Below are 26792 nucleotides of genomic sequence, written 5' to 3' on the forward strand. Positions count from 1 at the left end.
ATTTTGGTAAAAATAGGACATTTCTATTTTGGCTTGACACGGCAGAAAGATTTATGTTGAAATACATAGAATACTATGTATATAATTACGTATCAATAGTGAGAGGTGCTGCATGTTGGTTGAAACGGAAAAAATGATCCCGGTAACAAAATTGCAGAAAGAGCTTACCCGGAAGCTCAGGGAAGTATCCGAGACAGGCGAGCCTCTCTATGTGCTCAGGAACAATGAAATGGCGGCAGTGATACTCTCTGCTGAGGAATACGAAATGCTGAAGCAGGCAGAGGAGATTCTTGAGCACTTTGAGATCGCCGAAACGGTTGAAAAGAGGTTGAAGGGTCATGATCGGTCTAAGAATATCCCTTGGGAGAAGCTGAAGAAGAGGCATGGCGCATAGGATTGAATTCATCCCCGATGCTGCAGAAGACTTCAATTCCCTCGATAAATCGATAAAAAAAGAAGCGACGAAAAAGATCGACGCTCTTTCGGAAAACCCTTTTTTAGGCGCCCCGCTCGGAAACAAATTCGGAATAAACCTGACAGGGCTTTACAAGCTCTACTTTGCGAGAAAGAAATATCGCATCGTCTACCGGCTGTTTGGTGAGCAGATAGAAGTGATCGAGATAGTCGGTATCGGCAAACGTGATAAGAAAGAGATATACAGGCTTGTTGCAAAACGATTGAAGAAATTATGCAAAACGGGAAGTGGTGGATGCTTTCCGTGAGGTCCAGGAGCGGGAAAACAAGGTGGTGGAACTGAAGACCGCCACCAAACAGCCGCCACGGTGCCGGCAAACCCAATGCTGGAGCCAGCTTCCATGGGTTCGATTCCCACACGCTCCCGCCATGACTCCTTTTTAATTCAATAGCTTTATCGTCTTCCCCCTCTGAATCGGTGAGCATCGCATATCCTCCTTGATGTCCATTGATAATACTGGATATTCTTGTTCTATTCCGATCAGAAGTGTAAGCTTTTCCGACAGAGTGTCGAAAAACCTTGCACTTCTGGCAGGTCTGAAACATTTAGTACCAATAACTTATATATGTGGACCAAAATTTGCTTGCTATTGAGGGACAGCATAATTTTTCTCTGGACGGCGGGACGCCGTATGAGGCATACTGGAAGGTGCCCCGGCAAGGGGTGCAGAAGGGGGCATGATGACCGGTGGTTTCCACCTTGAGTCAGCCGACAGACCATCCAATCATTGGGGGACCACCTCTCGAATGAAGCGCATACTGATTGTCGACGGCGAGCCGCTGATTCGTTACTCTCTGGAGAAGCTCCTCAAAAACTACAACGTAGAGGTCAAGGCCGCAAAGAACGGCGCGGAGGCGCTCGTCGAGATCAACGCATGCTTTTACGATATCTGCTTTCTCGATCTCTGGCTCCCCGACAGCTACGGCATCGACATCCTCAAGCGCATAAAAGAGACGTACCCGATGAGCAAGGTCATGGTCATGTCGAGCTCCCCGATCAGCGAGGAGACGAGGGACATCCTCGACAAGGAGGCGTACGTCTTCATAGCAAAGCCCTTCGATCTCCCCCGCATACGGTCGCTCGTCAAGCAGCTCTTGGAGGAATGCGAACAGCAGCGCGCCGAGGTGGATGATGGGGACAAGACCTTCATGGAGCGGCGGCGCTTCGAGCGGAGGCCCTTTGCCAGGAGCATCACCTACTCCGTCAGCAGCTTCGATGTCCTCAAGCCCAAGATGGTCGACCTCGATGCAGAGATCGTCGATATCAGCGCCGCCGGCATGGGGATACGGACAGACTATCCCCTCGACCCCGGCAGCGTAATCCGCTTCCCCGTTATCGGTGACGGCATCAACAGCATTGCAGGCGTAGTCAAGAATACGGTCGCGCTCGACCGCGACCTGTATCGGGCCGGCATCGAGTTCGTCTAACCTCTCCCCTTCACGCCGCCGTCAGCGCCGTACGCCGAGGATGCCGTCCACCTGGGAGATTTTATTGACCAGCGCGGTCACCTGGGAGCGGCTCTTCACCTCGAGGGTGAACTCGAGGAGCGCCCGCTTGTCATGGGTCGCCGTCGCCTTCAGCTGGTTGATGTTCATATCGGCGGCCGATATGAGGGCGGTGAGATTCGCGAGTATGCCCGGCTTGTCCATGCTCTCGACATAGATCTTCACCAATGAGGTGAAGTCGCCGTTCTGGCTCCATTCCACCTCTATCAGCCGTTCGTGGTCGGATGCCAGCCGCTCGAGATTGGGGCATTCCCGGCGGTGGATGGTGACGCCCTTGCCCTTGGTGATGAATCCCGCGATCTTGTCGCCGGGGACCGGAAAACAGCACTTGGCGATATGGTACATCACGTTATCGATCCCGGTGATGCTGATGACGCTCCTGCCGTCCTTGTGCTGTTTCGCCACTTTGGGAGGCGCCGCCTCTTCCGCTTTTTCAGGCCCGAACTTGTTCACCACCTGATGGGCCGAGATCTTGCCGTACCCGATCGAGACATGCAGGTCCTCGAGTGAGACGAGGCTCATCGTCTTCAGGATCTCGTCCATCTTCTCCGACTTCAGGGTGGCCAGGGGCAGGCCGTGGCGCCGCATCTCGTCTTCCAGGAGCTTTGTCCCCAGCTCGATGCTCTTTTTGCGCTCCTCGGTCTTGATCCACTGCTTGATCCTGCTCTTGGCCCGCTGCGTGACCACGAACTTCAGCCAGTCCTTGCTCGGGCCGTGCGCGGGCGAGGTAATGACCTCGACGACGTCGCCGCTGTTCAGTTTATACCTGAGCGGGACGATCTTCCCGTTGACCTTCGCACCGATGCACTTATGCCCCACCTGGGTATGGATGCTGTAGGCGAAGTCGATGGGCGTCGAATCGACCGGGAGCTCCTTGATATCCCCTTTGGGAGTAAAGACGTAAACGGTATCGGGGACGACCTCTCCCTTTACCGCCTCGAGGAACTCCTTCGCATCGGAGATGTCCTTGACCAGCTCCCTGAGCCATGCGATGAACCGGGCGTTCTTCTTGTCGATGCTGTCCTTTTCCTTATACCGCCAATGGGCGGCGATGCCCTCTTCGGCGATTTCGTTCATGTCCGCTGTCCGTATCTGGAACTCGACACGGTCGCCGCCCGGCCCCACCACCGTGGTATGGAGCGACTGGTACATGTTCGACTTGGGGAGGCTGATGAAGTCCTTGAACCTGCCGGGGACCAGCGGCCAGAGGGAATGGAGGATGCCGAGGATGTCGTAGCAGTGGCCGGTCGTATCCGTAATGATTCGCAGGCCGATGACGTCGTGCACCTGCTCGAAGGTGATCTTCTGCTTGCCCATCTTCTGGTAGATGCCGTAGTAGTGCTTCGCCCTTCCCTTGATCTTGGCCGGGATCCCCGCGGCGTCGAGCTTCTCGAGGATGATCTTCTTGATCTCGGTAATGTACTTCTCCTGCTCCTCCTTGCGCTTCTTCACCTTCTGCTGGAGGTCGGCAAAGAGATCGGGCATGAGGATCTTGAAGCTCAGGTCCTCGAACTCGGTCCTCAGCCATCCCATGCCGAGCCGGTTTGCGAGGGGGGCGTAGATCTCGAGGGTCTCCTTGGCGACGCGGCGCTGCTTCATTTCGGGGAGGTGCTCGAGGGTCCGCATATTGTGCAGCCGGTCGGCGAACTTGATCAGGATGACCCGCACGTCTTTCGACATGGCGAGGAGCATCTTCCTGAAGTTCTCCGCCTGGGCGTCCTCCTTGGTCTGGAACTCCACCTTGGCGAGCTTCGTAAGGGCATCGACGAGGAAGGCTATCTCGGTGCCGAACATGTCCCGGATGTCCTCCGTTGAGGTCCCGGTGTCCTCGACCGTGTCATGGAGAAAGCCGGCGGCGATCGTCGCGGTATCGAGCTTCATATCGGCGAGGATATCGGCCACGGCGAGCGGATGGTTTATGTACGGCGATCCCTCCACCCTCTTCTGGCTGCAGTGCGCCTCCCGGGAGAAGATGTACGCCTTTTTCAGGAGCTCGACATCCGCTTTCGGGTTGTAGGCAACGATCTTCTGCAGCACCGTAGCGAAGGTAATCATACCTGATTATAACTCTTCCTCATTACGTTAAGCCATTGTGCTAAGATAAGAGGGCCTTGGGCGGAACGTATCCAGGATTTCGACTAGAGAACGCAGGATTTGAGCTATGGACAAACTGATTATACGGGGGGGGAAACCCCTGAAGGGCGAGGTCGCGATCAGCGGGGCGAAGAACGCGGCCCTGCCGATCATCACGGCGGCGATCCTCGCAAAGGGAACGAACAGCATCTCCCGCGTCCCCGACCTGCGGGATGTCGCCACGCTCGGGAAGCTCCTCTCCCACATGGGCGCCGGCTATGAGTACAAGAAGGGCGTCGCGACCCTCGATACCGCGAAGCTGACCAAGTTCGAAGCGCCGTACGAGCTGGTGAAGACGATGCGCGCGTCGGTGCTCGTCCTCGGGCCGCTCCTGGCCCGGTACGGCAGGGCAAAGGTCTCGCTCCCCGGCGGCTGCGCCATAGGCGCCCGCCCCATCAATCTTCACCTCATGGCGCTCGAAAAGATGGGGGCGAAGATCCGGCTCGAGGAGGGATACGTCATCGCCAAGGCGAGCCGCCTCAAGGGCGCCTCGATCTACTTCGATACCGTAACGGTCACCGGCACGGAAAATATCATGATGGCCGCGGTGCTCGCGAAGGGGACCACAATCCTCGAGAACGCCGCCCGCGAGCCCGAAGTGACCGACCTCGCGAACTGCCTCATCTCGATGGGCGCCAGGATCAAGGGCGCCGGCGACAGCATCATCGAGATCGAGGGCGTATCCGAGCTGAGGCCGATCAGCAATTACGAGGTCATTCCCGACCGCATAGAGACCGGGACCTTCATGGCGATTGCCGGGGCCTGCGGGGGCGATATCCTCCTCAAGAACTGCCGGGCCGAACACCTCGATGCGGTGGTCATGAAGCTGAAAGATACCGGGCTGGCGTTCAAGGAGACGAAGCGGGGAGTGAGGGTGATCGGCCCTGAGCGCCCCATTGCCCAGGACGTCACGACCATTCCCTACCCGGGATTCCCCACCGATATGCAGGCCCAGTTCATGGCGCTGATGTCCATAGCGAAGGGCACGAGCGTTATCAAGGAGACCATCTTCGAAAACCGCTTCATGCATGTGGCGGAGCTCCTGAGGATGGGGGCCGATATCGCCATCGACGGCGGCACGGCGACCATAAGGGGAGTGGAGGGACTCAAAGGCGCGCCGGTCATGGCGACCGACCTGAGGGCGTCGGCGTCGCTCATCGTCGCCGCGCTCTGCGCGCGGGGCGAGAGCACTATCCATCGTATCTACCACCTCGACAGGGGCTATGAGCGGATGGACGAGAAACTGAAGAAGATCGGCGCCGAGGTCGAGCGGGTCACTTCCTGAACATCCTTCTCAGCTCGGCCGAAGAAATGACGACCCTCGTGGGCCGTCCATGGGGACAGGTATGCGGGTTATCCGCGGCATCGAGGTCTTGCAGCAAGCGCGCAAGCCGTGCGCCGTCGGGCGCCTCCTTGCCCCTGATCGAGGTGTGGCAGGCTAACCGGGCGGCGAGCGCCTTCCGCACCGCGTCGAGAGGATCGATATCCTCACCCTTTTCTCCGGAGAGAGAGCCGGGCTCCTTCTCGATCAATGCCGCAGCGATATCTCCGATCAAAGCGTCCAAATCCGCGTCCCTGAGCACTTCCGGCAGGCTCCGCACAATGATCGTGTTGCGGCCGAAGTCGTCGAGGTCGAGCCCGAGCTCCCGGAGCAGCTCCCGGTGCTCCAGCACTACGCGGCACTCTCCGCTCTGGAGGGCTACCTGCCGGGGAAAAAGCAGCGGCAGGGAATGGCCCGCCATCCTCTTGAGAAAGCGCTCATAGTTGACCCGTTCATGGGCGGCATGGTAATCGACGACCGTGAGTCCCTCCCTGCCTGCCAGAGCGACAAGCGTATCGCCGAGATAGAGGAAGGAAGGAAGCGGCGCAGCGTCTGCAACATAGAACGACGGCTCTTCGGAGACCGACTGAGCTGAGGCCGGTGGAGAGGCCTCGATAGGCTCCTGGCGGTACGCCGGCCTGCCGGCGCCCGCGATATCACCAGTGGCAGTACCATTGGAGCAATCCTCCCTCTGCATCGGGATGCGCTCCCCGGCCTGTCCTATCCCTATCGCCGCCCGCACCGTCTGATACACCACGTTGAAAATGCCGCTCTTGTTCTCGAAGCGCACCTCGCGCTTCGCCGGATGGACATTGAAATCGACGACAGCGGGATCGACCTCGAGAAAAAGGAAGAACGCGGGATGCTTCTCTTTCGGGATCGCCTCGCCGTACGCCCGGTAAACGGCGGAGGTGACCGCCTGATCTTTGATCGGCCGCCGGTTTACGAAGAGATACTGGCTGCTCTTATTGCTCTTCAGGGCGGCAGGAGCACTGACAAAGGCCCTCACCCGCACCTGCTCGTGAAGGCGCTCCGCCTCGGCGAGACTGTCGAGGAGCTCTTTACCGAATATCTGGAGGAGCCGCTCCCGCAGCGACGAGGCGGCGGGAAGCTGCAGCACCTCGCTACCCTCCATGCGGAGGATAAAGCCGACCGCGTGGTGCGCGATCGCCGCCCTGGTCACCGTATCGATGATATGGAAACGCTCCGTGGTGTCCGATTTGAGAAATTTGCGGCGGGCAGGCGTATTGAAGAAGAGGTCCTTCACCTCGACCGTGGCGCCTGATGCAGGACAGTCCCTCATCGCGCCGAGCTCTCCGCCGGCGCTTTCGATGCAGACACCGGCGCCGTCCGCGCTCCTCCTGGTCCCGGTGACCAGCCTCATCCGCGAGACCGAGGCGATGGACGAGAGCGCCTCGCCGCGGAACCCCATCGTGGCCAGGGCGAAGAGATCGTCCTCGGAGCGTATCTTGCTCGTCGCGTACCGCTCGAAGGCGAGCAGCGCGTCCTCGCGGTCCATGCCCGCCCCGTTGTCGGCGACCTTGATCATCCCTCTGCCGGCGCGCGTGATATCGACCGAGATCCTGGTACTGCCGGCATCGATCGCATTCTCGACGAGCTCCTTGACGACCGACGCAGGCCGCTCGACGACTTCGCCGGCAGCTATTTTATTGCGGAGATGCTCCGGAAGAACGGCTATCGTGCCCATGCAGTATTTTACCATAGAGCACGGACGCCACCCCGCCGGGAACGCCCTGTCATGAGTACATTGACACCCTTCCTTTCAGGCGATAGAATGTGCATAGTGCTTGCAGTTATCCTGGAAAACGGTTCGAAATCCGAATGGAGCGCAAGGAGGCGGGAATGATCTCTCTCGTGGTGAACGGGACGAAGCACACGGTGGACGTTGATCCCGAAACGCCGCTGCTCTGGGTACTCAGGGAGCACCTGGGGCTTACCGGGACCAAATACGGCTGCGGGATCGCCCGGTGCGGCGCCTGTACGGTCCATATCGACGGCAAGCCCGAACGGTCATGCCGGATACCGGTCAAAGAGGCTACCGGGAAAAAGATCACCACCATCGAAGGCATTTCCGAGTCGCACCCGGTGGTCAGGGCATGGATCAACGACGATGTCCCTCAATGCGGCTACTGCCAGTCCGGGCAGGTGATGGCCGCCGTGGCCCTGCTCGAAGCGAATCCCCGGCCCACCAACAGCGATATCGACACCGCCATGTCGGGCATACTCTGCCGCTGCGGGACCTACCAGCGGATCCGCCGCGCCATACACCAGGCTGCAAAGGCTTCGAAGGGGGCGCCAAAAGCGATGGCCCGCGCCAGAGCCGAGGCTAAGAGAGGTAAGCGATGAGCGATACCGTTACCATAAGCCGGCGCGACTTTCTCAGGATCGGGGCCGCTGTCGGCGGCGGGCTGCTCCTCGGCTTCTCGCTCCCCTCCCGCACCGAGGCCGGCGCAGCAGCATCTTCCGGGAAGACTTTTGTACCGAACGCCTTTATCCGCATCGGCAGCGATGAGACGGTGACCATTATCGTCAACCACTCCGAAATGGGACAGGGGGTGTACACCTCTCTGCCGATGCTGGTGGCAGAGGAGCTGGAGTGCGACTGGAAAAAGGTCCGCATCGAGCCCGCACCCGTGGACCCTGCTTACAACCATACCGCCTTCGGCATCCAGATGACCGGGGGGAGCACGAGTATCTGGAGCGAGTGGGACCGGCTGCGCACCGCAGGGGCCGTGGCGCGGACCATGCTCATTGCCGCCGCAGCCCGGATGTGGAAGGTCTCTCCCGCCAGCTGCCGTGCGCGGAGGGGCTTTGTCGTCCATGCGCCGACAGGCCGGAGATTCTCGTACGGGACGTTGGCTGAGCCGGCTGCAGGAATGACCCCGCCCCAGAAGGCAGCCCTGAAAGACCCGAAAAACTTCAGGCTCATCGGCAGGCCTGCCAAGCGTCTCGATACCCCGGACAAGGCTGCCGGCAGGGCGGTTTTCGGCATCGATGTAACAATCCCCGGGATGCTCACCGCCGTAATCGCCCGCCCCCCTGTCTTCGGCGGTACGGTAAAAAGTCTCGACAGCGAAAAAGCGAAAGCGGTACGCGGCGTAAAGGAGGTGGTGCAGATACCGTCGGGCGTAGCGGTAGTCGCGGCGGATTTCTGGTCCGCGCTCCAGGGGCGCGATGCCCTGGCTATCGCCTGGAACGAGGGCAGCGGAGCAGGCGTATCTACCGAAGCGCTGCGCGCAGAGTATGCCGAAACGGCAAAGACGCCGGGGTTGGCGGCAAAGAAGGAGGGCGACCCCGAACAGGCGCTCGCAAAGGCCGCCACGGTGCTGCGGGCCGAGTACGAAGTGCCGTATCTCGCCCATGCTCCCATGGAGACGCTGAACTGCGTCGTCGACCTGCGCGACGACCGCTGCGAGCTATGGACCGGCACCCAGTTCCAGACCGCAGACCGGGATGCCGCTGCGCGGATAGCGGGGCTCAAGCCCGAGCAGGTGATGCTCCATACTACGCTTCTGGGAGGCGGCTTCGGCAGGAGGGCGACGCCCAGCTCCGACTTCGTGAGCGAGGCGGTGCATGTCGCAAAGGCGGTGAAGAAGCCGGTCAAAGTGGTCTGGACGCGCGAGGACGATATCAAGGGCGGCTACTATCGTCCGTTGTGGTACGACAGGATTGCCGCAGGGATCGATAAAAAGGGAGCTCTCGTCGCCTGGCATCATACAATCGTGGGACAATCCATTGCAGCGGGAACGCCTTTCGAGCAGGGGATGGTCAAGAACGGCATAGACGGAACTTCCGTTGAAGGGGCCCATGACATGCCCTACCCGGTCCCCGCTATCCTCGTCGACCTGCACAGTCCCCGTCTCGGCGTGCCGGTGCTCTGGTGGCGCTCTGTCGGCCACTCCCATACGGGCTTCGTGGTCGAGAGCTTCATCGACGAGGCTGCCCACGCTGCAGGCAAAGACCCTTTCGAGTTCAGGAGGGCGCTGCTCGGCAAACACCCGCGGCTGAAAGGCGTTCTCGAGCTCGCGGCGCAGAAGGCGGGCTGGGGCGCGCCGCTGCCCAAGGGCCGCGGACTCGGCATTGCCGCTGTCGAATCGTTCGGCAGCTTCATCGCCCAGGTTGCCGAGGCCTCGGTCAGCCCGGCAGGGGAGATACGCGTGCACAGGGTCGTCTGCGCCGTCGACTGCGGCAGAACGGTGAATCCCGACACCATCGAGGCCCAGATGGAGTCTGCCATAGTTTTCGGGCTCTCGGCGGCTCTGCACGGCGCCATCACCCTGAAGGACGGACGGGTGGAGCAGAGCAACTTCCACGACTATCCGCTGCTGCGCATGGACGAGATGCCGAAGGTCGTCGTGCATATCGTGCGGAGCAAGGAAAAGCCGGGCGGCATCGGCGAGCCGGGAGTGCCCCCGATAGCGCCGGCGGTGGCAAACGCAGTCTTTGCCGCGACAGGAGCGCGGGTGCGCCGCCTGCCCATGAGGCCGGAGGTCGTTAAAGCGGCGATGAAACAAACATGACGAGCTACGAAAACAGAACAGCAACGACATGGAGATACAGGGGTGGTCAGAGGCGGGGAGGGTAAATTTCGAATCTTTCAAAGCGATGGGATACCATCACTGGCTTGGAAGGTTTATTGCTAAAGATGCAGAGGTGGTTTTCCAGTAAGGCTATAATCGTGGTTAGCTAATACTTCAAGGTATCGCTGGAAAGCTCCGAAATTTACCCTCCCCGCCTCTTTCACTATGCAAACGATAGCCGAGGGGAGGCAGAAGGGACCTCCGCTATTCGCTCCAGTCCCTTCTGCCTCCCCTCACGACCACGTTCAACATTCTGTTTTGTTATAGTAGAGAGGGAGTCGTTATGGACATCTATGAAGAGATAGTGAGGCTCAGGCGGGACGACCGGCCTTCGGCCCTTGCGACCATCGTCGAGTGCGTCGGCTCGTCGCCGCAGAAGCAGGGCGCAAAGATGCTCGTCAGGGACGACGGCTCGATCATGGGCACCCTGGGCGGCGGCTGCATCGAGGCGGAAGTCATTCAGGCGGCATTGATGGCGCTGGCAGACGGCTCGCCGAGGACGGTCGCTTTCGATCTCACCGAGAAGAGCGGCGGTCTCGTCTGCGGCGGCACTATCCTCGTCTACATCGAGCCGGTCATTCCCGAACCGCACCTCGTCATTCTCGGGGCAGGGCATGTCGGCAAGGCGCTTTCCCACCTCGCGCGCTTTGCGGGCTTCAGGACTACGGTCGTCGACGACCGGGAAGAGTATGCGAACCGTGAGCGGCTCCCCGATGCGCATGCCGTCGTCGTCAGCGACTTCGGAACGGTATTTTCGCAGCTGCTCGTCGACCGCTCCGCCTTCATCGTGATCGCCACGCGCGGACATCTCCACGATATCGATGCGGTGAAGGCGTCGCTCGGGACCGAGGCAGGCTATATCGGGCTCCTCGGCAGCAAGCGGAAGCGGGCGCTCCTCTTCAAGACCCTCGACGAGGCGGGATTCGGGCCCGAACAGCGTGACCGTGTCGTTATTCCCGTCGGACTTCCCATCGGCTCGACGACGCCCGAGGAGATCGCCGTCAGCATCATGGCACAGATAATCCAGAAGAGAAGAGAGACCAGGAGGGAGCATGCACCGGCAGGTGGCAGCCGTTCTTCTTGCAGCAGGCTCATCCACGAGGATGGGACAGGCGAAGCAGCTCATGCCGCTGCAAGGGAAACCGATTATCCGGCGGTGTCTTGATACGCTCCGCGAAGCAGGACTCGAGAGCATCGTCGTCGTGCTCGGCGCGAGGAGCGGGGAGATCGCCGGGGTACTCGGCGGCCTTCCGGTGACCATAGTACTCAATGAGCAGCCCGGGAGCGACATGGCCGGCTCGGTCCGCGCAGGCCTCGCCGCGGTAAGCGATCAGTGCTCGGGAGTGCTCTTGTCGCTGGCGGACCATCCTCTCGTCTCCCCCGCAACCATCCGAACGCTCGTGGCGCGGCATGGCGAACACCCCGGTTCCATCATCATTCCCGTTCATGAAGAGAGGAGAGGCCACCCGGCGCTCTTTCCGTATCACGCGCTGAAAGAGATATATACAGAGATGACCTTGAGAGATATCATTCGTAAGGCCCCCGGAAGAGTGCACTGCGTTGCCGTTCAGGACCCCGGCGTCATCCTCGATATGGACACGAGGGAGGACTATGAGCGGATATGCGCCCTTGCGCGCGAGGCAGCGCGATGAGACTCTTCCTCATCGTCTTCTTCGTCGTTTACGGGGGGCTCCATCTCTATGCCTTCTCCAAGGTGAGGGCCGCCGCTGTCCTGAATGTGTTCGGCGCCGCTGCCCTTGCACTCTTCATGCTGGTCATGACCGCTGCCCCGGTCATCATCCGTGTCTCGGAAAACCATGGATACGAGACCTTCGCGCGCATAATGGCACATGTCGGCTATACCTGGATGGGGGTGCTCTTCCTCTTCTGTTCGGTATCGGCGGCGATCGATCTCTACCGGCTGGTCATCCATGCGGAAGAGCTCATCATGAGGAAGAACCTCTCGCTGCTCATCCCTTCGGCAAGGGTCGCGCTCGTCGTGCCGCTGTCGCTCTCGCTGCTGATCGCCCTTTACGGTTATTTCGAAGCGAAAGATATCCGCGCCGAGCGTCTGGTCATTACCACCCCAAAGCTCCCCCCGGGAGTCGAAAAGCTCACCATTGTCCAGATTTCTGATGTCCACCTCGGGCTTGTCGTCAGGGAGGAGCGGCTGAAAAAAATACTCGCCCTCGTGAAAGAGGCAGACCCCGACATCTTCGTATCGACCGGGGACCTCGTGGACGGCCAACTCGCGCGGCTCAACGGTCTCGCTGAGATGATCGGCGCGGTTACGCCCCGGTACGGCAAGTTCGCCATCCTCGGGAACCACGAGTATTACGCAGGTCTCGACCAGGCGATCGCTTTTACCGAGCGGGCGGGATTCACCCTGCTGAGAGGAGAGGCGGCAGCAGGGGTTATCACTGTTGCAGGAGTGGACGACAGCGCAGGGAAGGCGTTCAGCGGATACCGTCCCGTTTCGGAGAGCGGCCTCCTGGCCGGGCTCCCCCGGGACAGGTTCACCCTCTTTCTCAAACACCGGCCCGTCCTGGACAAAGAGAGCAGAGGGCTGTTCGACCTGCAGCTCTCGGGCCACGTCCATAAGGGGCAGATATTTCCTTTCAGTATCCTGACCTATTTGTACTACCCGGTCCATAGCGGCTATTCTCCGCTGCCGGGCGGCTCCCGCCTCTATGTGAGCAGGGGATCGGGCACCTGGGGCCCGCCGATACGGTTCCTTGCGCCGCCGGAGGTGACGATCATCGAGCTGGTATCAGGAAGCGGCACGGAAAGGGGAAAAAAAGGGGCTGTTCCGCCCTGAGCTCGTTGAGCCTGCGGGCAGAACAGCCCCTCGCCTTGGGGAGGCATCCTCTATTTCATCCTGTTCATCCCTGCTGCAGCAGGCCTGACACACATGCCCGATCCGGCGGCAAGGCCGGCAGTACCATTGACATACCCGGTACAAGGAGGTATAGTTGAGAGGGACGGTTCTTTTTTAACTTCCCCCCCCGCTCGTATGAGCACGTTAAAAATCGGACCGTCCCGCTCCCCCCATTTCACCGAGCGGTCCCCGGTACTTTCTATTATTCGATCGTATACTCCTGCCACTCGATCCGGTCAGATGAGACCTCATTCATGAGTTGTACGAGGTCGCTCCGCCCGTAGTAGGCAGGCGCTTCCGGGCTGTCCTGGGACACGAGGACAACATGCATACCGGGGAACACCGTGTTCAGATGCTGCAGCGTCATGCCTGCTTCGAATCTATTGTCGATCACCGACCTTTTCACTGCTGCGATAGCGAAGTGTACTCCCGGTCTCTCGATGACCGCTCCACGCAACTTCATTGCTCCTCCATTCCCGCTCTTTGCCCCGTATGCCCTGCAAGGGGGGTAGCGCAGGCCTGCTCACTGAGATGCGGCAACCTCAAGGACGAATAATCGTCGCTGCGGCACCTGAGTCTCCCCCCTCTCGACATCTTCGAGAGCAGGCCTGCATTACCGGAGGAGACCGCCTGCTGCAGACAGTCTCCGGGCACACCGGCACCTTTTCAAAAAAGGTCCTCCCGTTTAACGGGGCTGCGGCTGTACTGCTGGAGTATTTGCAAGGAAGATGCCAGGGATAGGCTAAATAGTTATGAATTGTTTTATTAATGATTTTAACTGTTATTACCGCAAACGACTATCCCCGGCTATACAGAAAGTGTATAGTGCTATACACTTTCTGTATAGCCGGGGAAGGAGGTGTCACCCGATACCGTACTCTTTTATCTTTTCACAGATATTGGTATAGCTGATCTTGAGGAGCTCGGCCGCCTTCGTCTTGTTGCCTCCCGTCTTGACCAGGGCCTCCTGTATCCGCTGCTTCTCGAGCATCCTCATCTCCTCCTTGAGAGAGAGCAGGGGGGCGGCAGGGGCATGCGGATGCTCGGGCTTGATCATGAGGGCTATATGGTCAGGGGTAATGGTATCCCCGTGCGCCGCAAGCGCCGCCCTCCTCATGACGTTTTTCAGCTCCCTTATATTGCCCGGCCAGGAGTGCTCCCTGAGCAGGGCAAGGGCGTCGTCGCTCACGCCCCGTATCTGCTTGTTAAGCTCGGTGCAGGCCTCGAGCAGGAACTTGTGAATGAAAAACGGGATATCGTCGCGCCGCTCCCTGAGGGGAGGGACGGTGATCACGAACTCGCCGAGCCGGTAGAAGAGGTCTTCCCTGAACTCCTTGCTGTTGACACATTGTTTGATGTCCTTGTTGGTCGCGGCGATGATGCGGACGTCCACTGCTACAGGGTCCGTGCTGCCGAGAGGATAGACCCGCTTCCGCTCGATGACGCTGAGGAGCCTGCTCTGCACATGGGCGGACATGTTCTCCAGCTCGTCGATGAAGATCGTACCGCTGCTCGCCGTCTCGAAATAGCCCACCTTGTTCCTGTCCGCTCCGGTAAAAGCCCCCTTCCGGTAGCCGAAGAGCTCGCTCTCGACAAGGGTATCCGGGATCAGCCCGATATCGACATGCACGAAGGGCCCCTCGGCGCGCTTGCTCATGTTGTGGATAACGTTCGCTACCAGGGACTTCCCTGCTCCCGTCTCCCCCTGGATGATGACGGCGAAGTCGGTCTGGGCCACCTGATTGATCTGGTTGATGACGTTTCTGACAGCGGCGCTTCTGCCGAACGTCTGCTCCAGGGAAAGCTCGAGCGCCGCGGTCGCCCGCTGCACCTCCAGCTCGAGGTCCCGCTTTTCCACGGCGCGCCTGAGCGTAATGATGAGCCTGTCGAAATCGGGAGGCTTCACCGTGAAGTCGTAGGCCCCGCCCCGCATGGCGTCGACGACGGTAGGGATATCGCTGTAGGCGGTGAGGATAATGACCGGCACGCGGCTGTTGATTTTCCTGAGCTCCTGCAGCGTTTCGATGCCGCTCATCTGAGGCATATTCAGGTCGAGGAGCACCACATCGGGAAGCTCTCTCTTGAAGGCCGCGAGAGCGCGCAATCCGTTGGGCGCCTCTTCGGTCCGGAATCCCTCGTCGTTAAGGACATCCCTGACGATGGACCTCAGGTTCTCGTCGTCGTCGACAATAAGCACTCTCTTCACGTCTGCTTCACCCTCTCCGCCATGCTGCTCCCACGCTGCTCTATCATTCCGCCTCTTCCCCGGCACGACCGGATTTCCGGTTCGTCTCGGCAAGGGGTAGATAAATGGTGAAGGCGGTTCCCCTGCCCTCTCCGGTCTTCACCTCGATAGTGCCCTTGTAGTGCTCGACAATGCCGTACACGATCGAGAGGCCGAGACCGACGCCTTTGCCGACCTCTTTCGTGGTGAAGAAGGGTTCGAAGATCCGATCCCGGACCTGCTCGTCGATACCGGCTCCTCCGTCCGCTACGCAGATTACCGCATAGTACCCCGGCTTCAGTTGCACATGATTATACCCTCTTTCCGCCCGGACCTCCACTGCATCGGTCCTGACCGACACCGCTCCTCCTTCGGGCATGGCGTCTCGGGCGTTGGTAACGAGGTTCATGAGCACCTGCTCTATCTGGACCCGGTCGGCCATTACCACGATCGCCCCGGGGCACAAGGAGAAACTGCACTCGACCTGTTCGCCGGCCAGGCTCACGAGGGTCGTCTGCATCTGCGCGACGAGCGTGTTGAGCTCGAGGGGTTTCGGCTGAACCGCCTGCCCTTTGCTGAAGATGAGCAGGCTCTGGATGAGGTCCTGCGCTTTATGCAGGGAGTCCTGCATCTTCCCCGTATATTCGAGGAGCGGGCTGCTGCGGTCGAGCCTTTTCTGCAAGAGGTACACCGAGCCCTTGACCGTGGTGAGGAGGTTGTTGAAGTCATGGGCGATTCCTTTTGCCAGGGTACCGACCGCCTCGAGCTTTCTGGACTGTGCAAGCTGCTTCTCGAGGAGCGCCTTCTCCTCCTCGCGCTTGCGAAGGTCCTCGGACATGGTATTGAACGCCCCGGCCAGCCTGCCGATCTCGTCATCCGACTCGATCGGCACCTGCCGCACCGCTTCCCCTTTCCCCAGCAGCCTCACCTGCTCGGTCAGCTTGCCCAGGGGGCGGGTGACCTTTCGCACCGTGATCAGGATGATGAGTGACCCGGAAATGATGAACAGCACGGCGATCGTGGAATGCTGCACCAGGATGGACTCCATGGCCTTGTTCATGGTGCGCTTGTCCATCACGATCGTGACATACCCGATAACCCTCTCGGTCTTTGCCTGATTCGCCTCGCTGAAATAGAGCGACTCTATCGCGTGGTCGAACACCTCCAGCATTACCGGGCGCACGAAGACCAGCCCTGATGCTGTTTCGGCAAACTCGTGCACCGGGGAGGCGTGAATGCCTGAGTCAGGGCCTCCCTCGACGCGGGCCGCCTGCGGCTCGACGGAAGTCAGCGATTTAGCCGCGGTAAAGAGATGCCGGCCCTCGGCAGTCGAGATCGAGACCGACACGACGTCCCTCTGGTTCATCATGCCCTGAGCGAGATCCCTGAGGACCTCGACATTCTCGGCGAAGACTCCTGTCCTCGCATTATGCGCCAGCAGGCTCGCCAGCATTCTCCCCTCCTTGATCAGGGCATCCCTCACCTCCCTGCTCTGGTGATGGACCAGGAGGACGGTAAAGGTCGAGAGCACCGCCGCGATGACCGCGATAAAGGCGCTCACGATCTTGACCCCGAAGCTCTTTCTCAGCTCGTCGAATGAAGAGAGCCCGGGAAAGCGTCTCATGGCACGAACCGCCCCCCGCCGCGCGTCACCGCCTCCTCCCTGATCGCTATCCCGAGCTTCCTCGCTATCTTCCTGTTGACCGAGAGGACCGTTTTCCGTGCATTGACGCGGAGAGGGCCTCTCCCGGCCTGGCCGCTCAGCACCGCCCGCGCAATCTCCCCGGTCTGGACGCCGAGGTCATACGGGCTGATCGTCAATGCCGCAAGCGCCCCCATCTCGACATATTTGTCCGAGAACGAGAAGAGCGGGATGTTGTGCTGGAACGAAAAGAGCAGCATGGCGTTCACCGTCTCGGAGTTGACGACCGTGGCGTCGGGCAGCATCCAGAAGAGGTCGATCTTGTCTCTCATGCCCTCGACGAGCGAAGGCACCTCGCGCGGTGCGCCGGCCTCGCGCAGCACCAGCTCGACTCCTTTATCGCGGGCGACCCTCGCTGCCTCGCGCACGAAAGAGCCCGTACTGTTCGGATCATAAACGATGCCGAGCCGCCGGGCATGGGGGAAGAGCTCGAGCAGGGAGCCGAGGTAAAGCTCCGGAGGGATCTGCATGCTCACCCCCGATATGTTGCCCGGCGCGTCGTCGAGCGATTCCGAAGGAAGGACCATGGAGTAGAATACCGGCACCTCCCTGATCGTTCTGACCTGCCTGAAGGCGTCGGTGCCGATGGCGAGCACCGCGTCAGGGGAGAGGGCGAGGATTCTCCGGGCAATGTCCTGTTTCTCCGTTTTGGAAAGATTGATCTCGATGACCGTGCATTTACAGGCGCTCTTGAACCCCTCCAGCGCATCGTTATAGGGTTTGATGCCGGCGCTCTTCACCACGACGATATCGAGGGCATGGGCGAGAGAGAGCGGAGAAAAGAACAGCAGGATGATGAGGACGTCAAGAAAGACAGCCCCCGGACTCCGGGAGGGCCGCAGCATCTCCACGGCGGAGGCATGCGCCACTGTCCTGACGGCGCTGCCGCAGCCGGCCGTACAATGACAAGAGCCTCTCTCGTAACGCATGTTCCCCCTGTTTCTCCTCATGTTCCGGCGCCGCTTTCCCGCTCCGCGTCCTGGTGCACCAGCTCGCCCAGCACCGCATCGAAATAGGGCTTCCTGCACTCGACGCCCTCCATGCTCCCCTCGCGCACCAGCCGCATATACCGGCAGCCGCCGAAGCACAAGGGCAGATACGCACAGGCGAGGCACTGCTCGTTCTTCCAGTTGTCGAGATGATGGGACTGCCGGTACTCTTCCACTTTGTCCGCTATATGCCCGACGCAATACTGCCGCCTGCCTATCAGCCCGGGGCATTTGTACAGGCTCCCGTCGTAATGGACGACGAAGCTGCTGTTCAGCTCGATCATACAGGGAGAAGGCATGATCCGGGGGGTGCGGTATCCCCTCTTCATGATCTCGTTGCGCAGGAACACGCTCGCCTCGAAGAGCCACGGCTCGTTCAGCGACGCGCAGCCGTCGTTGAAATCGGGCAGCGCATACTCGCTGCTCTCCTGCGCGACCGGGTCGAACTTTACCGCGCGTATCTTATCGGGGGTCAGGCCCTCCTCAATGAGATAGTCGAGGAGGCGGGGAAATCCGGGATACGAATCCCTCGTGTAGTTGCCCCCTATCTGTATATTCGTCAGATCGCAGATTTCATGGATAGTGCGGATGATGCTGTCGAACGACCCCCTGCCGGACTTGAACGGCCGGAATGCATCATGCACCTCCCGCGGACCGTCGAGGGTCACTTTTGCGCTGTTCAGCCCGAGCGGTTTGAGCTTTTCGACGACGCTCCGGGTGAGGAGCGTCCCGTTGGTCACGAGCGAGAGGATGAACTTGACGTTCCTGGCCCGGGCGAGCGCCTTCACCCGTTCGGCTATCGAGACGATCTGCTCCAGGCTGAGCAGCGGCTCGCCGCCGTAAAACGTGATACGCAGCTCTTCCTTGCCGTCGAGGGAATTCTCTATGAAAGCGATAAGGGCGTCCGCCGTATCGGCGGACAGGAAGAGCCGCCCCTTTCTCGTGCCCTCGAAACAGTAGGTACAGGCGAGATTGCAGTCGAGGTTCATCACTACGATGAGATCGAGACGTTTGCGAAGGGCGTTGATATCTTCGATGAACCCGAGCAGCTCGGCCTGCTCATCGTGCTCGGCAATAATACCGAGCTCCTTGAGCGTATCGCTCTCCTCATCCGAGAGGGCACCGCGAGCGATATCGTCGATTACAGCGGCAGGCACGAGGAGAGCCGAAGATTTCTTCGACGAAAAGAACAGCGAGAGATCGCTGTCTGCCTTATACGGAAACGTGAGACAATATCGTGATACCTTCATCAGTCATTCAACGAGGAGCGTCTTCTCCCGCTGTCCACAACACGAGAATCCGCTCTCATCATCTACTTTCCCCCCATCAGGAAAAGATAGTAGGGGGAGGCGATGCTCCCCCTCCGATAAATGGTTACAATTCGGTTAAAACCAATAGATAAAGACGTAAGCGCCGACACAGCAAGCACTTTCCGCGGTTATCCTTTCTCTGTCCATTCCCTTATCGAGCACCACGATGCGATTCTGCATGTTCGTCATGCTCCTTTCTCCACAAAATGAGGACCCTGAAGGGTCCTGATGGTTCCTAGAACTTATAGCGTATCCCTCCCTCGAACCACCGTCCTGGATTCTTATAAAACCCTATAAAATACTGTGAGCCATTAAAAATGTTATTCGCACTCGCAAACAGCTCAGCACTCTGATCTTCTCGCCGATAGAGTATTTTCGTAACAGTAAGGTCGACAATAAATGAAGAGTAGTTCCCTATCACTGGTCCCGACGGTGTAGCTACTCCAGCTGAATCCCACCATATATAATGCCCTTTCATGAACGCAGTGATTGATTTCTTGTCATCGTATTGCACGCTGAAGTCATATGTATAACGGGGGGTATTCCGGACCGTCTCGCCGGTGTCTCGGTCTTCCGAAGCGATAAAGGTGAAGCCGGCGGAGAGAGAGGTATTATAGACTGGGACGGTCTTCACCTCGAACTCTACCCCCTGCCTCCTTCTCCGCTCGCTGTTTTTATAGGTAAACAGGGAAGGAGCGATCGATTGTCCGGTGATGAAGTCTTTTATGTCATGCCGGAAAAGAGAAAGCTTCACCCACATAGAATCAAGAAGCACGGTCTCCGCGCCGACCTGGTAGGACCATACCTTCTCGACCTCGAGGTCGGGATTGGGTGTAAAAAAGGAAGTGTTCGCATACGTATAGGAGAGAGGAGGGATATGAAATCCCCGCGCAACGTAAGCCCTCAGGAGAGTCTTCTTCATCAAGCTGTAGGTGAGGCCGAGGCTCGGGCTGAAAAAGTCACCGTTAGTGTTCGTATGGTCATACCGGACACCCGGAGTCAGGGAGAGCCTTCCCCAGGTGATCGTATCATTCGCAAAGAGCGCCCACTTCTCCAGCTCTTGCTCGCCCCCAGCTACCGTATTCGATTTCAATGTCCTGTCGTCGAAATCCATCCCGACAACAACGTTATGACTATCCGGCTTCCAGGTAAGCTTTATACTCGCGCCGTACCCCTTATCCCTGTAATTATCCTCCCGGCTGTCCGAAAACCTGTTAAAGACGAGACGAGATGCCCTGAGGGATACGAGCATATTCGTTTCATCATTGAAAGCATGGTGGAACGAGAGCGTCGAGAAGAGATTCCTGAAATCGTTATCGACCTCGACCCCGCCAAACTCGGTCTCGCCCCGGTCTCCCTTATCGTAGCCCAGGGTAAAGGTGACTGCGGTATGCCGTTCGATATCATAAGTTAGCTTTGTATATATATGGTTATTCGCTATATCGTTGTTGGCCCTGAACCCGTCGGAGCTCAGCCTCCCGGCATAAAGGTAATATCCCGCCTTCCCGCTGGTGCCGGACAGCTCTGCCCTGTAATCCATGGTCTCCCGCTCGCCGTACGATCCCGAGAGGGTACCGCTGAGCGCCCTGTCGCTCTTCGGCGACTTCGTGATCACATTGATAATGCCGCCGAGCGACGACCCCCATGCCGAAGAGGCAGGTCCCTTGATAATTTCTATACGTTCGATGTGCTGCACCGGTATGGCCCCGGTATCGGCGACATTGTCGGAGACCAGCCCCATATTAACTCCGTCGAGAAAGACCGTCACATGCCGCTGCTCCGAGCCCTGGATATGCACCGGCGCACTGCTCCCCGGAGCGCCGGTAGTGAACACCTGGACCCCCGGTATAGTATTCAACACCTCGCCCAGGGTGTGGGCGTTCATGAGCTCGATCGCCTCTGCGGTGATAACCGTGACGTTCTCGGCAGTCTGGCTGATCGGCTTGGGGCTTCGGGTGGGGGATTCGACGATGAGCTCCTCTTCCTTGAAATACATGAGGAGAAAGTTCCGCTCCTCCTCGGACTGGGCGGACGCCGGCGAGGGAAAAGGAGGAAAAACAGCACAGCCAAGCGCTATGAGGGCTGAGAAGATTTTTACCCGGTTCCGCAAGATACCCCCCAAAGCAATTTTTACCCCCCGCCCTGAAGTTGAATGATTATAGCAGAACCCCTTAGCGAAAAAGCAATGACTCCCCGCCCCCGCACAGCCTCATGACACCATAAGATACTGATTTATATGTTTATATTAATTCAAGGTCCTCCGGCATGCCTGTGGGTATATCATGAAAAAGGCCTTTCCCCGTCATCCCGGACCTCCGCGAGGAGCTGCTGCGACCGGAATGACAGGTGTCGCGTCCATTACTTATGAACACCCTGGTAAGAGTTACTCCCCGATAGCGCTGCTAATGGTATAATCATCGATACCATGAAACGCATCCTTATGAGAGGCAACGAGGCGATTGCGGAGGCGGCGGTGCAGGCCGGCTGCACCTTTTATGCGGGTTATCCCATAACGCCGCAGAACGAGATACCGGAGTACCTCTCGTGGCGTCTTCCCCAGGCAGGCGGCGTCTTCATCCAGGCGGAGAGCGAGCTGGCGGCCATCAACATGGTCTTCGGCGCCTCGGCCTGCGGGGCCCGGGCCATGACTTCGTCGAGCGGTCCCGGGATGAGCCTGAAGCAGGAGGGGATTTCGTTCCTCGCGGGAGCGGAGCTTCCCGCCGTTATTGTGAACATGCAGCGGGGGGGGCCCGGCCTGGGGAACATATCGGCAAGTCAGGCCGACTATTTCCAGACCGTCAAAGGAGGGGGCCACGGCGACTACCGCCTCCTCGTCTATGCGCCGTACAACCTGCAGGAGCTCTGGGATCTCACCATGCTCGCCTTCGACAAGGCCGACGAATATCGCACCCCGGTGATGCTCCTGGGAGACGGCATTCTCGGCCAGATGATGGAGCCCTTTTTCCCCTCGCCGTACACGAGGCCGGAGCTGCCGGAGAAGACCTGGGCACTCACCGGATGCAAGGGCCGGCCGCCCTCGATGGTGAAATCGCTCTTCATGGGGGAGGGGGAGCTGGAAAAGAGAAATTACCATCTCCAGGAGAAATACAGGAGGATACGGGAGCGCGAGGTCCGCTTCGAGCTCTGCCATACGGACGATGCGGAGCTGATCATCGTGGCCTTCGGCATCGCCGCCCGCATCTCCCAGGCTGCGGTCAAGCGGCTGCGGAGCGAGGGGTATCCTGTCGGCCTCCTCAGGCCGATAACGCTCTTCCCCTTCCCGGAACAGGCGATCTCCCGGCTGGCGGACAGCAAGAGGGTCTTTGTCACTGTCGAGCTGAATGCAGGGCAGATGGTCGAGGATGTGCGGCTCGCTGTCAACGGGAAAGCGGAAGTACGGTTCCACGGCAGGCCCGGCGGCGCGATCATCACCCCCGAAGAGCTCTACGAAGCGCTGCTCGCCGACCTGCGCGACAAACGCGCAGCGCTCTAGCCGCGGCAGTGCGCCCTACACTGCGCTGGAGGCCGTCTGCTCCAGTTTTTTGAGGAGCTCGGCCTTTACCGCATCGAGGTCTCCCTCTATCGTGCACCCTGCGGCATTCTTGTGTCCGCCGCCGCCGAAGGATTCGGCGATGCGGGCGACATTCACGCTGCCGCGGGATCTGAGGCTCACCTTGTAATAACGGTCGTCGATCTCTCTCAGGAGGATCGACATCCTCACCGTACGCATCACGTTCGGAAACGAGACGAAGCTCTCGGTATCGTCGGGGGTGGTCCCCGTCTCCGCAAGCAGCCGTCTCGTCACCAGGGAGATCGCGATGCCGTCGACGAGCTCGAGCTCGCTCATCATTCTCGTGAAGAGCTTGAAGCGCCCCTCGGACCAGGTCTCGTTGATGGCCCTGTTGATGAGATGGGGCTGCGCCCCTGCCCCGGCGAGCGCTGCGGCGACGGCGAGCACCTCGGCGGACGTATTCTCATACCGGAAGTTGCCGGTATCGACGACTATGGCCGTGTAGAGATTGACGGCGACCGCTTCGGTCAGGGTGAGCCCGAGCGCTCTGACAAGATAGTGGATCATCATGCCGGTCGCTGCAACGGGCGGCACCACCCACCGGATATCGCCGAAGGTCCGCTCGGTCTCGTGGTGGTCGATGACCGCGGTCGTCGTGAACGTGAGCCCTGCGAGCGGGGACTTCTCCATGCCGGTGCGCCTGATCTCGTTGCAATCGACGAGGATGAGGTTCTTGAACTGCGCGAGGTCGAGGGGGAGCGAGCGCGCCGCCTCGAAGGTCAGGAAGAGCTCCTGCTCGGGGAGGAACTCATACTGCTCGGGCACGCGGTCCCGGCAGAGGAGAAGGGCGTCCTTGCCCATCTGCCGGAGCGCCAGCGCCAGTGCAGCGGCAGACCCGAGGGCATCGCCGTCGGGGTTCAGGTGCGTTACTATGAGGAACTTGTCTTCCTTCTTCAGGAAAGCGAGCAGCTCTTCAGGAGGATTCATCGCCCCCGCCCTTCCGCTCCCGGTCATCGCGCTCCTCGTCATGCTCTTCGGGCGACGTCTTCTCCTGGATCTCCCGGAGCAGACGGTCGATGCGGTCGCCGCGCGCTATGGAGGTATCGATCCTGAATTCGAGGGAGGGGATCACCTTGACCCTCACCCGCTTCGCCACCTCGCTCCGGATGAGCCCCTTCGCCGCATTGAGGATCTCGACGGCCGCGGCCCTCTCTTCGTCCTTGAGCGTGCTGATGAAGACCCGCGCGATCTTCAGATCGTCCGACAGCTCGACATCCGTAACCGTGACGAACCCGAGCCGCGGGTCCTTCACCTTCTTCATGATGATGTCGGCTATCTCTTCGCGGAGGAGGATATTCAGTCGCTGTGATCGTTTGTATGGATGCATAAGCGTTTATAGCGTTATAGCGTTTGTCGCGTTCAGCGTTTATAGCGCTATAGCGTTATAGCGTTCATCGCGTTTATAGCGTAAAAGCATGTTATAGTGATGGTTATTCATGGTTATTATAGCAACGCTAAAAGACCATAAGGGAGTCTTTCGGAGCTGACCGCTTCACGACAACTGACCCGATACCAACGTACTCTTGCGCGACAAACGCTATAACGCTATAAACGCTGAACGCGACGGACGCTACAGTTTTGCGGCTATTTTCTCTATGACGTAGTTCTCGAGGATATCGCCGATCTTGAGGTCGTTGAAGTTCTCGACGGTGATACCGCACTCGTATCCTGTCTGTGCTTCCCGTATGTCCTCTTTGAAGCGTTTGAGAGAGGCGATCTTGCCCTCGTAGACGACAATGTTGTCCCTGATCACCCTGATGCCGTCGCTGGCCCGCTGTATCACGCCGTCGATCACGTAGCAACCCGCAATCGTGCCGATCCTCGATACATGGAAGAGCTGGCGCACCTCGGCCCTGCCGAGCACCTTCTCCTTGAGGGTCGGCTCGAGCAGTCCCTCGAGCGCCTTCTTCACATCCTCGATGGCGTCGTAGATGATGTTGTACAGCCGGATATCGACGCCCTCCCGCTCGGCGAGCTGGGAGGCCTTCAGCTCGGGCCGGACATTGAAGCCGATGATGATCGCGTTCGACGCCGCCGCCAGCATCACGTCGGACTCGTTGATGCCGCCCACCGAGGCATGGATGACCCGCACCTTAACCTCGTGGTGGGTGATTCCCTCGAGGGCCTTCTTGATCGCCTCGACCGAGCCCTGCACGTCTCCCTTGATGACGAGATTGAGCTCCCTGAGCTGGCCGTCCTTGATCTTCGCATAGAGCTCGTCGAGGGTCAGCTTCCGGTGCTTCGCGATCTCGGCGAGCCGCTGCTTCTGGAGGCGTGCGAGGGCGATCTGCCGCGCCTTCCGCTCGTCGTCCACGCTCGTGAACACATCGCCCGCAGTGGGCACCTCGGCGAAGCCGATCACCTCCACCGGCGTCGACGGCCCGGCCTCGGTGATCTTTCTTCCCGTATCGTCGATCAGCGCCCTGACGCGGCCCGAGGTCGTCCCGGCCACAAAAGCGTCGCCGATCCTGAGCGTACCGGCCTGAATGAGCACCGTCGCCACAGGGCCGCGGCCCCGGTCGAGCTTCGCCTCGATGATCGTGCCCCGGGCCTGGCGGTTGGGATTCGCCTTCAGCTCCATGACCTCGGCCTGGAGCAGGATCATCTCGAGGAGATGCTCGATGCCGATCCGCTGCTTTGCCGAGACCTCCACGAAGATGGTCTGGCCGCCCCACTCCTCGGATACCACGCCGTGCTCGGCGAGCTCGTTCTTCACCCGTGAGGGGTTCGCCTCGGGCTTGTCGATCTTGTTGACCGCCACGACGATGGGGACATTGGCCGCCTTCGAATGGTCGATCGCCTCGATAGTCTGGGGCATCACCCCGTCATCGGCCGCCACCACGAGGACCACGATGTCGGTCACCTTTGCGCCGCGCGCCCGGAGGGCGGTAAACGCCTCGTGGCCGGGCGTGTCGAGGAAGGTGATGTCCTTCCCCTGGAGCGATATCTTGTACGCGCCGATATGCTGCGTGATGCCGCCCGCTTCAGTTTCGGTCACCTTCGTCTTCCGTATCGCGTCGAGGAGCGATGTCTTGCCGTGGTCGACATGGCCCATGATCGTGACCACCGGCGGCCTCCACGAGAGCTTGGCCTGGTCTTCCGCGACCTCTTCGATGATATCGACCTGCTCTGCGGTGACGGACTCGACCTTGATGCCGTAGCTCTCCGCGACGAGAAGCGCCGCGTCCATATCGACGGGCTGGTTGACCGTCGCCATGTAGCCCAGCTCCATCAGCTTCTTGATCACATCGGGGATCTTCTGGCCGATCATCTCCGCGAAGACCTTGACCGTCGTCCCCTCCTCCAGCTTTATCGACTTCCTCCGGGGAGCGGTGATGGGCGGCGGCGCGGCAGGCTGGTCGAACTTCCTGGTGAACCGGTCCTTATACCTTTTGCCCGACTTCTGGTCGGCCCACTTCTTGGGCTCTATCTTCTTAATCGCCTGGAAGGCCTTCTGCATGGTCGGCTTGACCTTGATCTTCTCGACCTTCTCGACCTCGATATCCTTCTTGAAGCGGTCAGGGACCTTGAGCTCGGCCTCCTCGTACGCGGTAGCCGGAGCAGCAGCAGCCGTCACACCGGACGGTGCAGCCTCCTCTTCCGCAGGAACGGGAATCGGCTCGAGCGGCTTTATCACGGCAGGACGCTCTTTGTGTCTTTCGGCGGCAGGCGCCGGTTTTTCGGCCGCCGGCCTCTCGACCTTCTGCTTGTCGGCTATCCGCTTTTCGGGCTGGCCCGCAGGGGAGACTTCCGGCTTCCGGGCAGGCGCTTCTTTCTGCTCTTTTCTGGCAGGCTCCTCTTTGGCAGCCCGCTTTACCGGCGCCGGAGCAGCAGGCGCGCGCCTGGGCGGGGCCTGCTGCACCCCGAGGATCGCCCGTATCTTCTCCACCTCATCGGCGCTGAGCTTGACATTGGTCGTCCCCTTCTTGTAATCGATGTTCCGGAGCTCTCCCGCCGCCTTCACGACATCCGTCGCTTTTACTCCGAGCTCTCTCGCCAGTTCGGTGCTCTTGATTTCTTCACTCGACATTCTGCTCTCTCTCCTCCCTATCTTCCGCTGCGTACCGCTTCGCGGGAAGTAAG

Annotated in this window: 21 protein-coding genes; 10 read left to right on the top strand and 11 right to left on the bottom strand. The window is 59.7% G+C overall.

The window, feature by feature from the left end; genetic code table 11:
• Positions 1 to 112 precede the first annotated feature (112 nt).
• The 3 genes from AB1805_04445 (at position 113) to AB1805_04455 (ending at position 1902) form a co-directional block, all read left to right on the top strand.
• Positions 113 to 394 carry a type II toxin-antitoxin system Phd/YefM family antitoxin gene (locus AB1805_04445; GenBank protein MEW5744674.1) on the top strand — a complete coding sequence of 94 codons (282 nt, stop codon included), beginning with the start codon at positions 113 to 115 and terminating at the stop codon, positions 392 to 394.
• Positions 384 to 722: a type II toxin-antitoxin system RelE/ParE family toxin gene (locus AB1805_04450; protein MEW5744675.1), complete on the top strand. Its 339-nt coding sequence runs from the start codon at positions 384 to 386 to the stop codon at positions 720 to 722. Before AB1805_04445 ends, AB1805_04450 begins: the two co-directional genes overlap by 11 nt.
• 499 nt (positions 723 to 1221) lie before the next feature.
• Positions 1222 to 1902 (top strand): response regulator, encoded by a 681-nt coding sequence (locus AB1805_04455; GenBank protein ID MEW5744676.1) that lies wholly within the window; start codon positions 1222 to 1224, stop codon positions 1900 to 1902.
• 21 nt (positions 1903 to 1923) lie between these two features.
• On the opposite strand, the gene AB1805_04460 is transcribed toward AB1805_04455, so the two are convergent.
• The gene (locus tag AB1805_04460) at positions 1924 to 4035 is read right to left on the bottom strand and encodes a bifunctional (p)ppGpp synthetase/guanosine-3',5'-bis(diphosphate) 3'-pyrophosphohydrolase (GenBank protein ID MEW5744677.1); all 2112 of its coding nucleotides are present in this window, start codon (positions 4033 to 4035) and stop codon (positions 1924 to 1926) included.
• A gap of 106 nt (positions 4036 to 4141) precedes the next feature.
• Between AB1805_04460 and murA the strand changes: the two genes are divergently transcribed.
• On the top strand, positions 4142 to 5398 hold the full coding sequence (murA, locus tag AB1805_04465; protein MEW5744678.1) for a UDP-N-acetylglucosamine 1-carboxyvinyltransferase: 1257 nt from the start codon (positions 4142 to 4144) through the stop codon (positions 5396 to 5398).
• On the opposite strand, the gene mutL is transcribed toward murA, so the two are convergent.
• Positions 5388 to 7157, bottom strand: coding sequence for a DNA mismatch repair endonuclease MutL (gene mutL / locus AB1805_04470; protein ID MEW5744679.1), 1770 nt, complete (start codon positions 7155 to 7157; stop codon positions 5388 to 5390). The genes murA and mutL overlap by 11 nt on opposite strands.
• Positions 7158 to 7297: 140 nt before the next feature.
• Between mutL and AB1805_04475 the strand changes: the two genes are divergently transcribed.
• From AB1805_04475 to AB1805_04495, 5 genes are all read left to right on the top strand, one after another.
• Positions 7298 to 7801: a (2Fe-2S)-binding protein gene (locus AB1805_04475; protein MEW5744680.1), complete on the top strand. Its 504-nt coding sequence runs from the start codon at positions 7298 to 7300 to the stop codon at positions 7799 to 7801.
• A complete protein-coding gene (locus AB1805_04480) occupies positions 7798 to 9975 on the top strand; it encodes a xanthine dehydrogenase family protein molybdopterin-binding subunit (GenBank protein ID MEW5744681.1) in 2178 nt (725 codons plus the stop codon). The genes AB1805_04475 and AB1805_04480 overlap by 4 nt, the downstream gene beginning before the upstream one ends.
• 343 nt (positions 9976 to 10318) lie before the next feature.
• Positions 10319 to 11200, top strand: coding sequence for an XdhC/CoxI family protein (locus AB1805_04485; protein ID MEW5744682.1), 882 nt, complete (start codon positions 10319 to 10321; stop codon positions 11198 to 11200).
• Positions 11139 to 11687, top strand: coding sequence for a nucleotidyltransferase family protein (locus AB1805_04490; protein ID MEW5744683.1), 549 nt, complete (start codon positions 11139 to 11141; stop codon positions 11685 to 11687). The genes AB1805_04485 and AB1805_04490 overlap by 62 nt, the downstream gene beginning before the upstream one ends.
• A complete protein-coding gene (locus AB1805_04495) occupies positions 11684 to 12853 on the top strand; it encodes a metallophosphoesterase (GenBank protein ID MEW5744684.1) in 1170 nt (389 codons plus the stop codon). The genes AB1805_04490 and AB1805_04495 overlap by 4 nt, the downstream gene beginning before the upstream one ends.
• Positions 12854 to 13115: 262 nt before the next feature.
• Here AB1805_04495 and AB1805_04500 read toward each other — a convergent pair whose 3' ends face one another.
• The 6 genes from AB1805_04500 to AB1805_04525 form a co-directional block, all read right to left on the bottom strand.
• Positions 13116 to 13376 carry a hypothetical protein gene (locus AB1805_04500; protein ID MEW5744685.1) on the bottom strand — a complete coding sequence of 87 codons (261 nt, stop codon included), beginning with the start codon at positions 13374 to 13376 and terminating at the stop codon, positions 13116 to 13118.
• A gap of 399 nt (positions 13377 to 13775) precedes the next feature.
• A complete protein-coding gene (locus tag AB1805_04505) occupies positions 13776 to 15119 on the bottom strand; it encodes a sigma-54 dependent transcriptional regulator (protein MEW5744686.1) in 1344 nt (447 codons plus the stop codon).
• Positions 15120 to 15162: 43 nt separating this feature from the next.
• Positions 15163 to 16761, bottom strand: coding sequence for an ATP-binding protein (locus AB1805_04510; GenBank protein ID MEW5744687.1), 1599 nt, complete (start codon positions 16759 to 16761; stop codon positions 15163 to 15165).
• Entirely contained in the window at positions 16758 to 17768 is a 1011-nt protein-coding gene (locus AB1805_04515) for an ABC transporter substrate binding protein (protein MEW5744688.1), read from the bottom strand. The genes AB1805_04510 and AB1805_04515 overlap by 4 nt, the downstream gene beginning before the upstream one ends.
• Positions 17769 to 17785: 17 nt before the next feature.
• Positions 17786 to 19078 (bottom strand): geopeptide radical SAM maturase, encoded by a 1293-nt coding sequence (gene gptM, locus AB1805_04520; GenBank protein MEW5744689.1) that lies wholly within the window; start codon positions 19076 to 19078, stop codon positions 17786 to 17788.
• A 295-nt stretch (positions 19079 to 19373) separates the two neighbouring features.
• Positions 19374 to 21134, bottom strand: coding sequence for a TonB-dependent receptor (locus tag AB1805_04525; protein ID MEW5744690.1), 1761 nt, complete (start codon positions 21132 to 21134; stop codon positions 19374 to 19376).
• A 429-nt stretch (positions 21135 to 21563) separates the two neighbouring features.
• Here AB1805_04525 and AB1805_04530 point away from each other — a divergent pair, with 429 nt between their 5' ends.
• Positions 21564 to 22631, top strand: a complete 1068-nt coding sequence (locus AB1805_04530; protein MEW5744691.1) for a 3-methyl-2-oxobutanoate dehydrogenase subunit VorB — start codon at positions 21564 to 21566, stop codon at positions 22629 to 22631.
• A 15-nt stretch (positions 22632 to 22646) separates the two neighbouring features.
• Here the strand turns inward: AB1805_04530 and AB1805_04535 are convergent, their stop codons facing one another.
• The 3 genes from AB1805_04535 to infB all read right to left on the bottom strand — a co-directional run bounded on the left by AB1805_04535 (position 22647) and on the right by infB (position 26739).
• Positions 22647 to 23663 (bottom strand): bifunctional oligoribonuclease/PAP phosphatase NrnA, encoded by a 1017-nt coding sequence (locus tag AB1805_04535; protein ID MEW5744692.1) that lies wholly within the window; start codon positions 23661 to 23663, stop codon positions 22647 to 22649.
• Complete coding sequence (gene rbfA, locus AB1805_04540; protein MEW5744693.1) at positions 23623 to 24036, bottom strand: 30S ribosome-binding factor RbfA; 414 nt, start codon at positions 24034 to 24036, stop codon at positions 23623 to 23625. Before rbfA ends, AB1805_04535 begins: the two co-directional genes overlap by 41 nt.
• A gap of 243 nt (positions 24037 to 24279) precedes the next feature.
• Positions 24280 to 26739 carry a translation initiation factor IF-2 gene (gene infB / locus AB1805_04545; protein MEW5744694.1) on the bottom strand — a complete coding sequence of 820 codons (2460 nt, stop codon included), beginning with the start codon at positions 26737 to 26739 and terminating at the stop codon, positions 24280 to 24282.
• Between the last annotated feature and the right edge of the window lie 53 nt (positions 26740 to 26792).

The sequence above is a fragment of the Nitrospirota bacterium genome, from assembly GCA_040752355.1.
In the GTDB taxonomy this organism is placed as follows: domain Bacteria; phylum Nitrospirota; class Thermodesulfovibrionia; order Thermodesulfovibrionales; family Dissulfurispiraceae; genus JBFMCP01.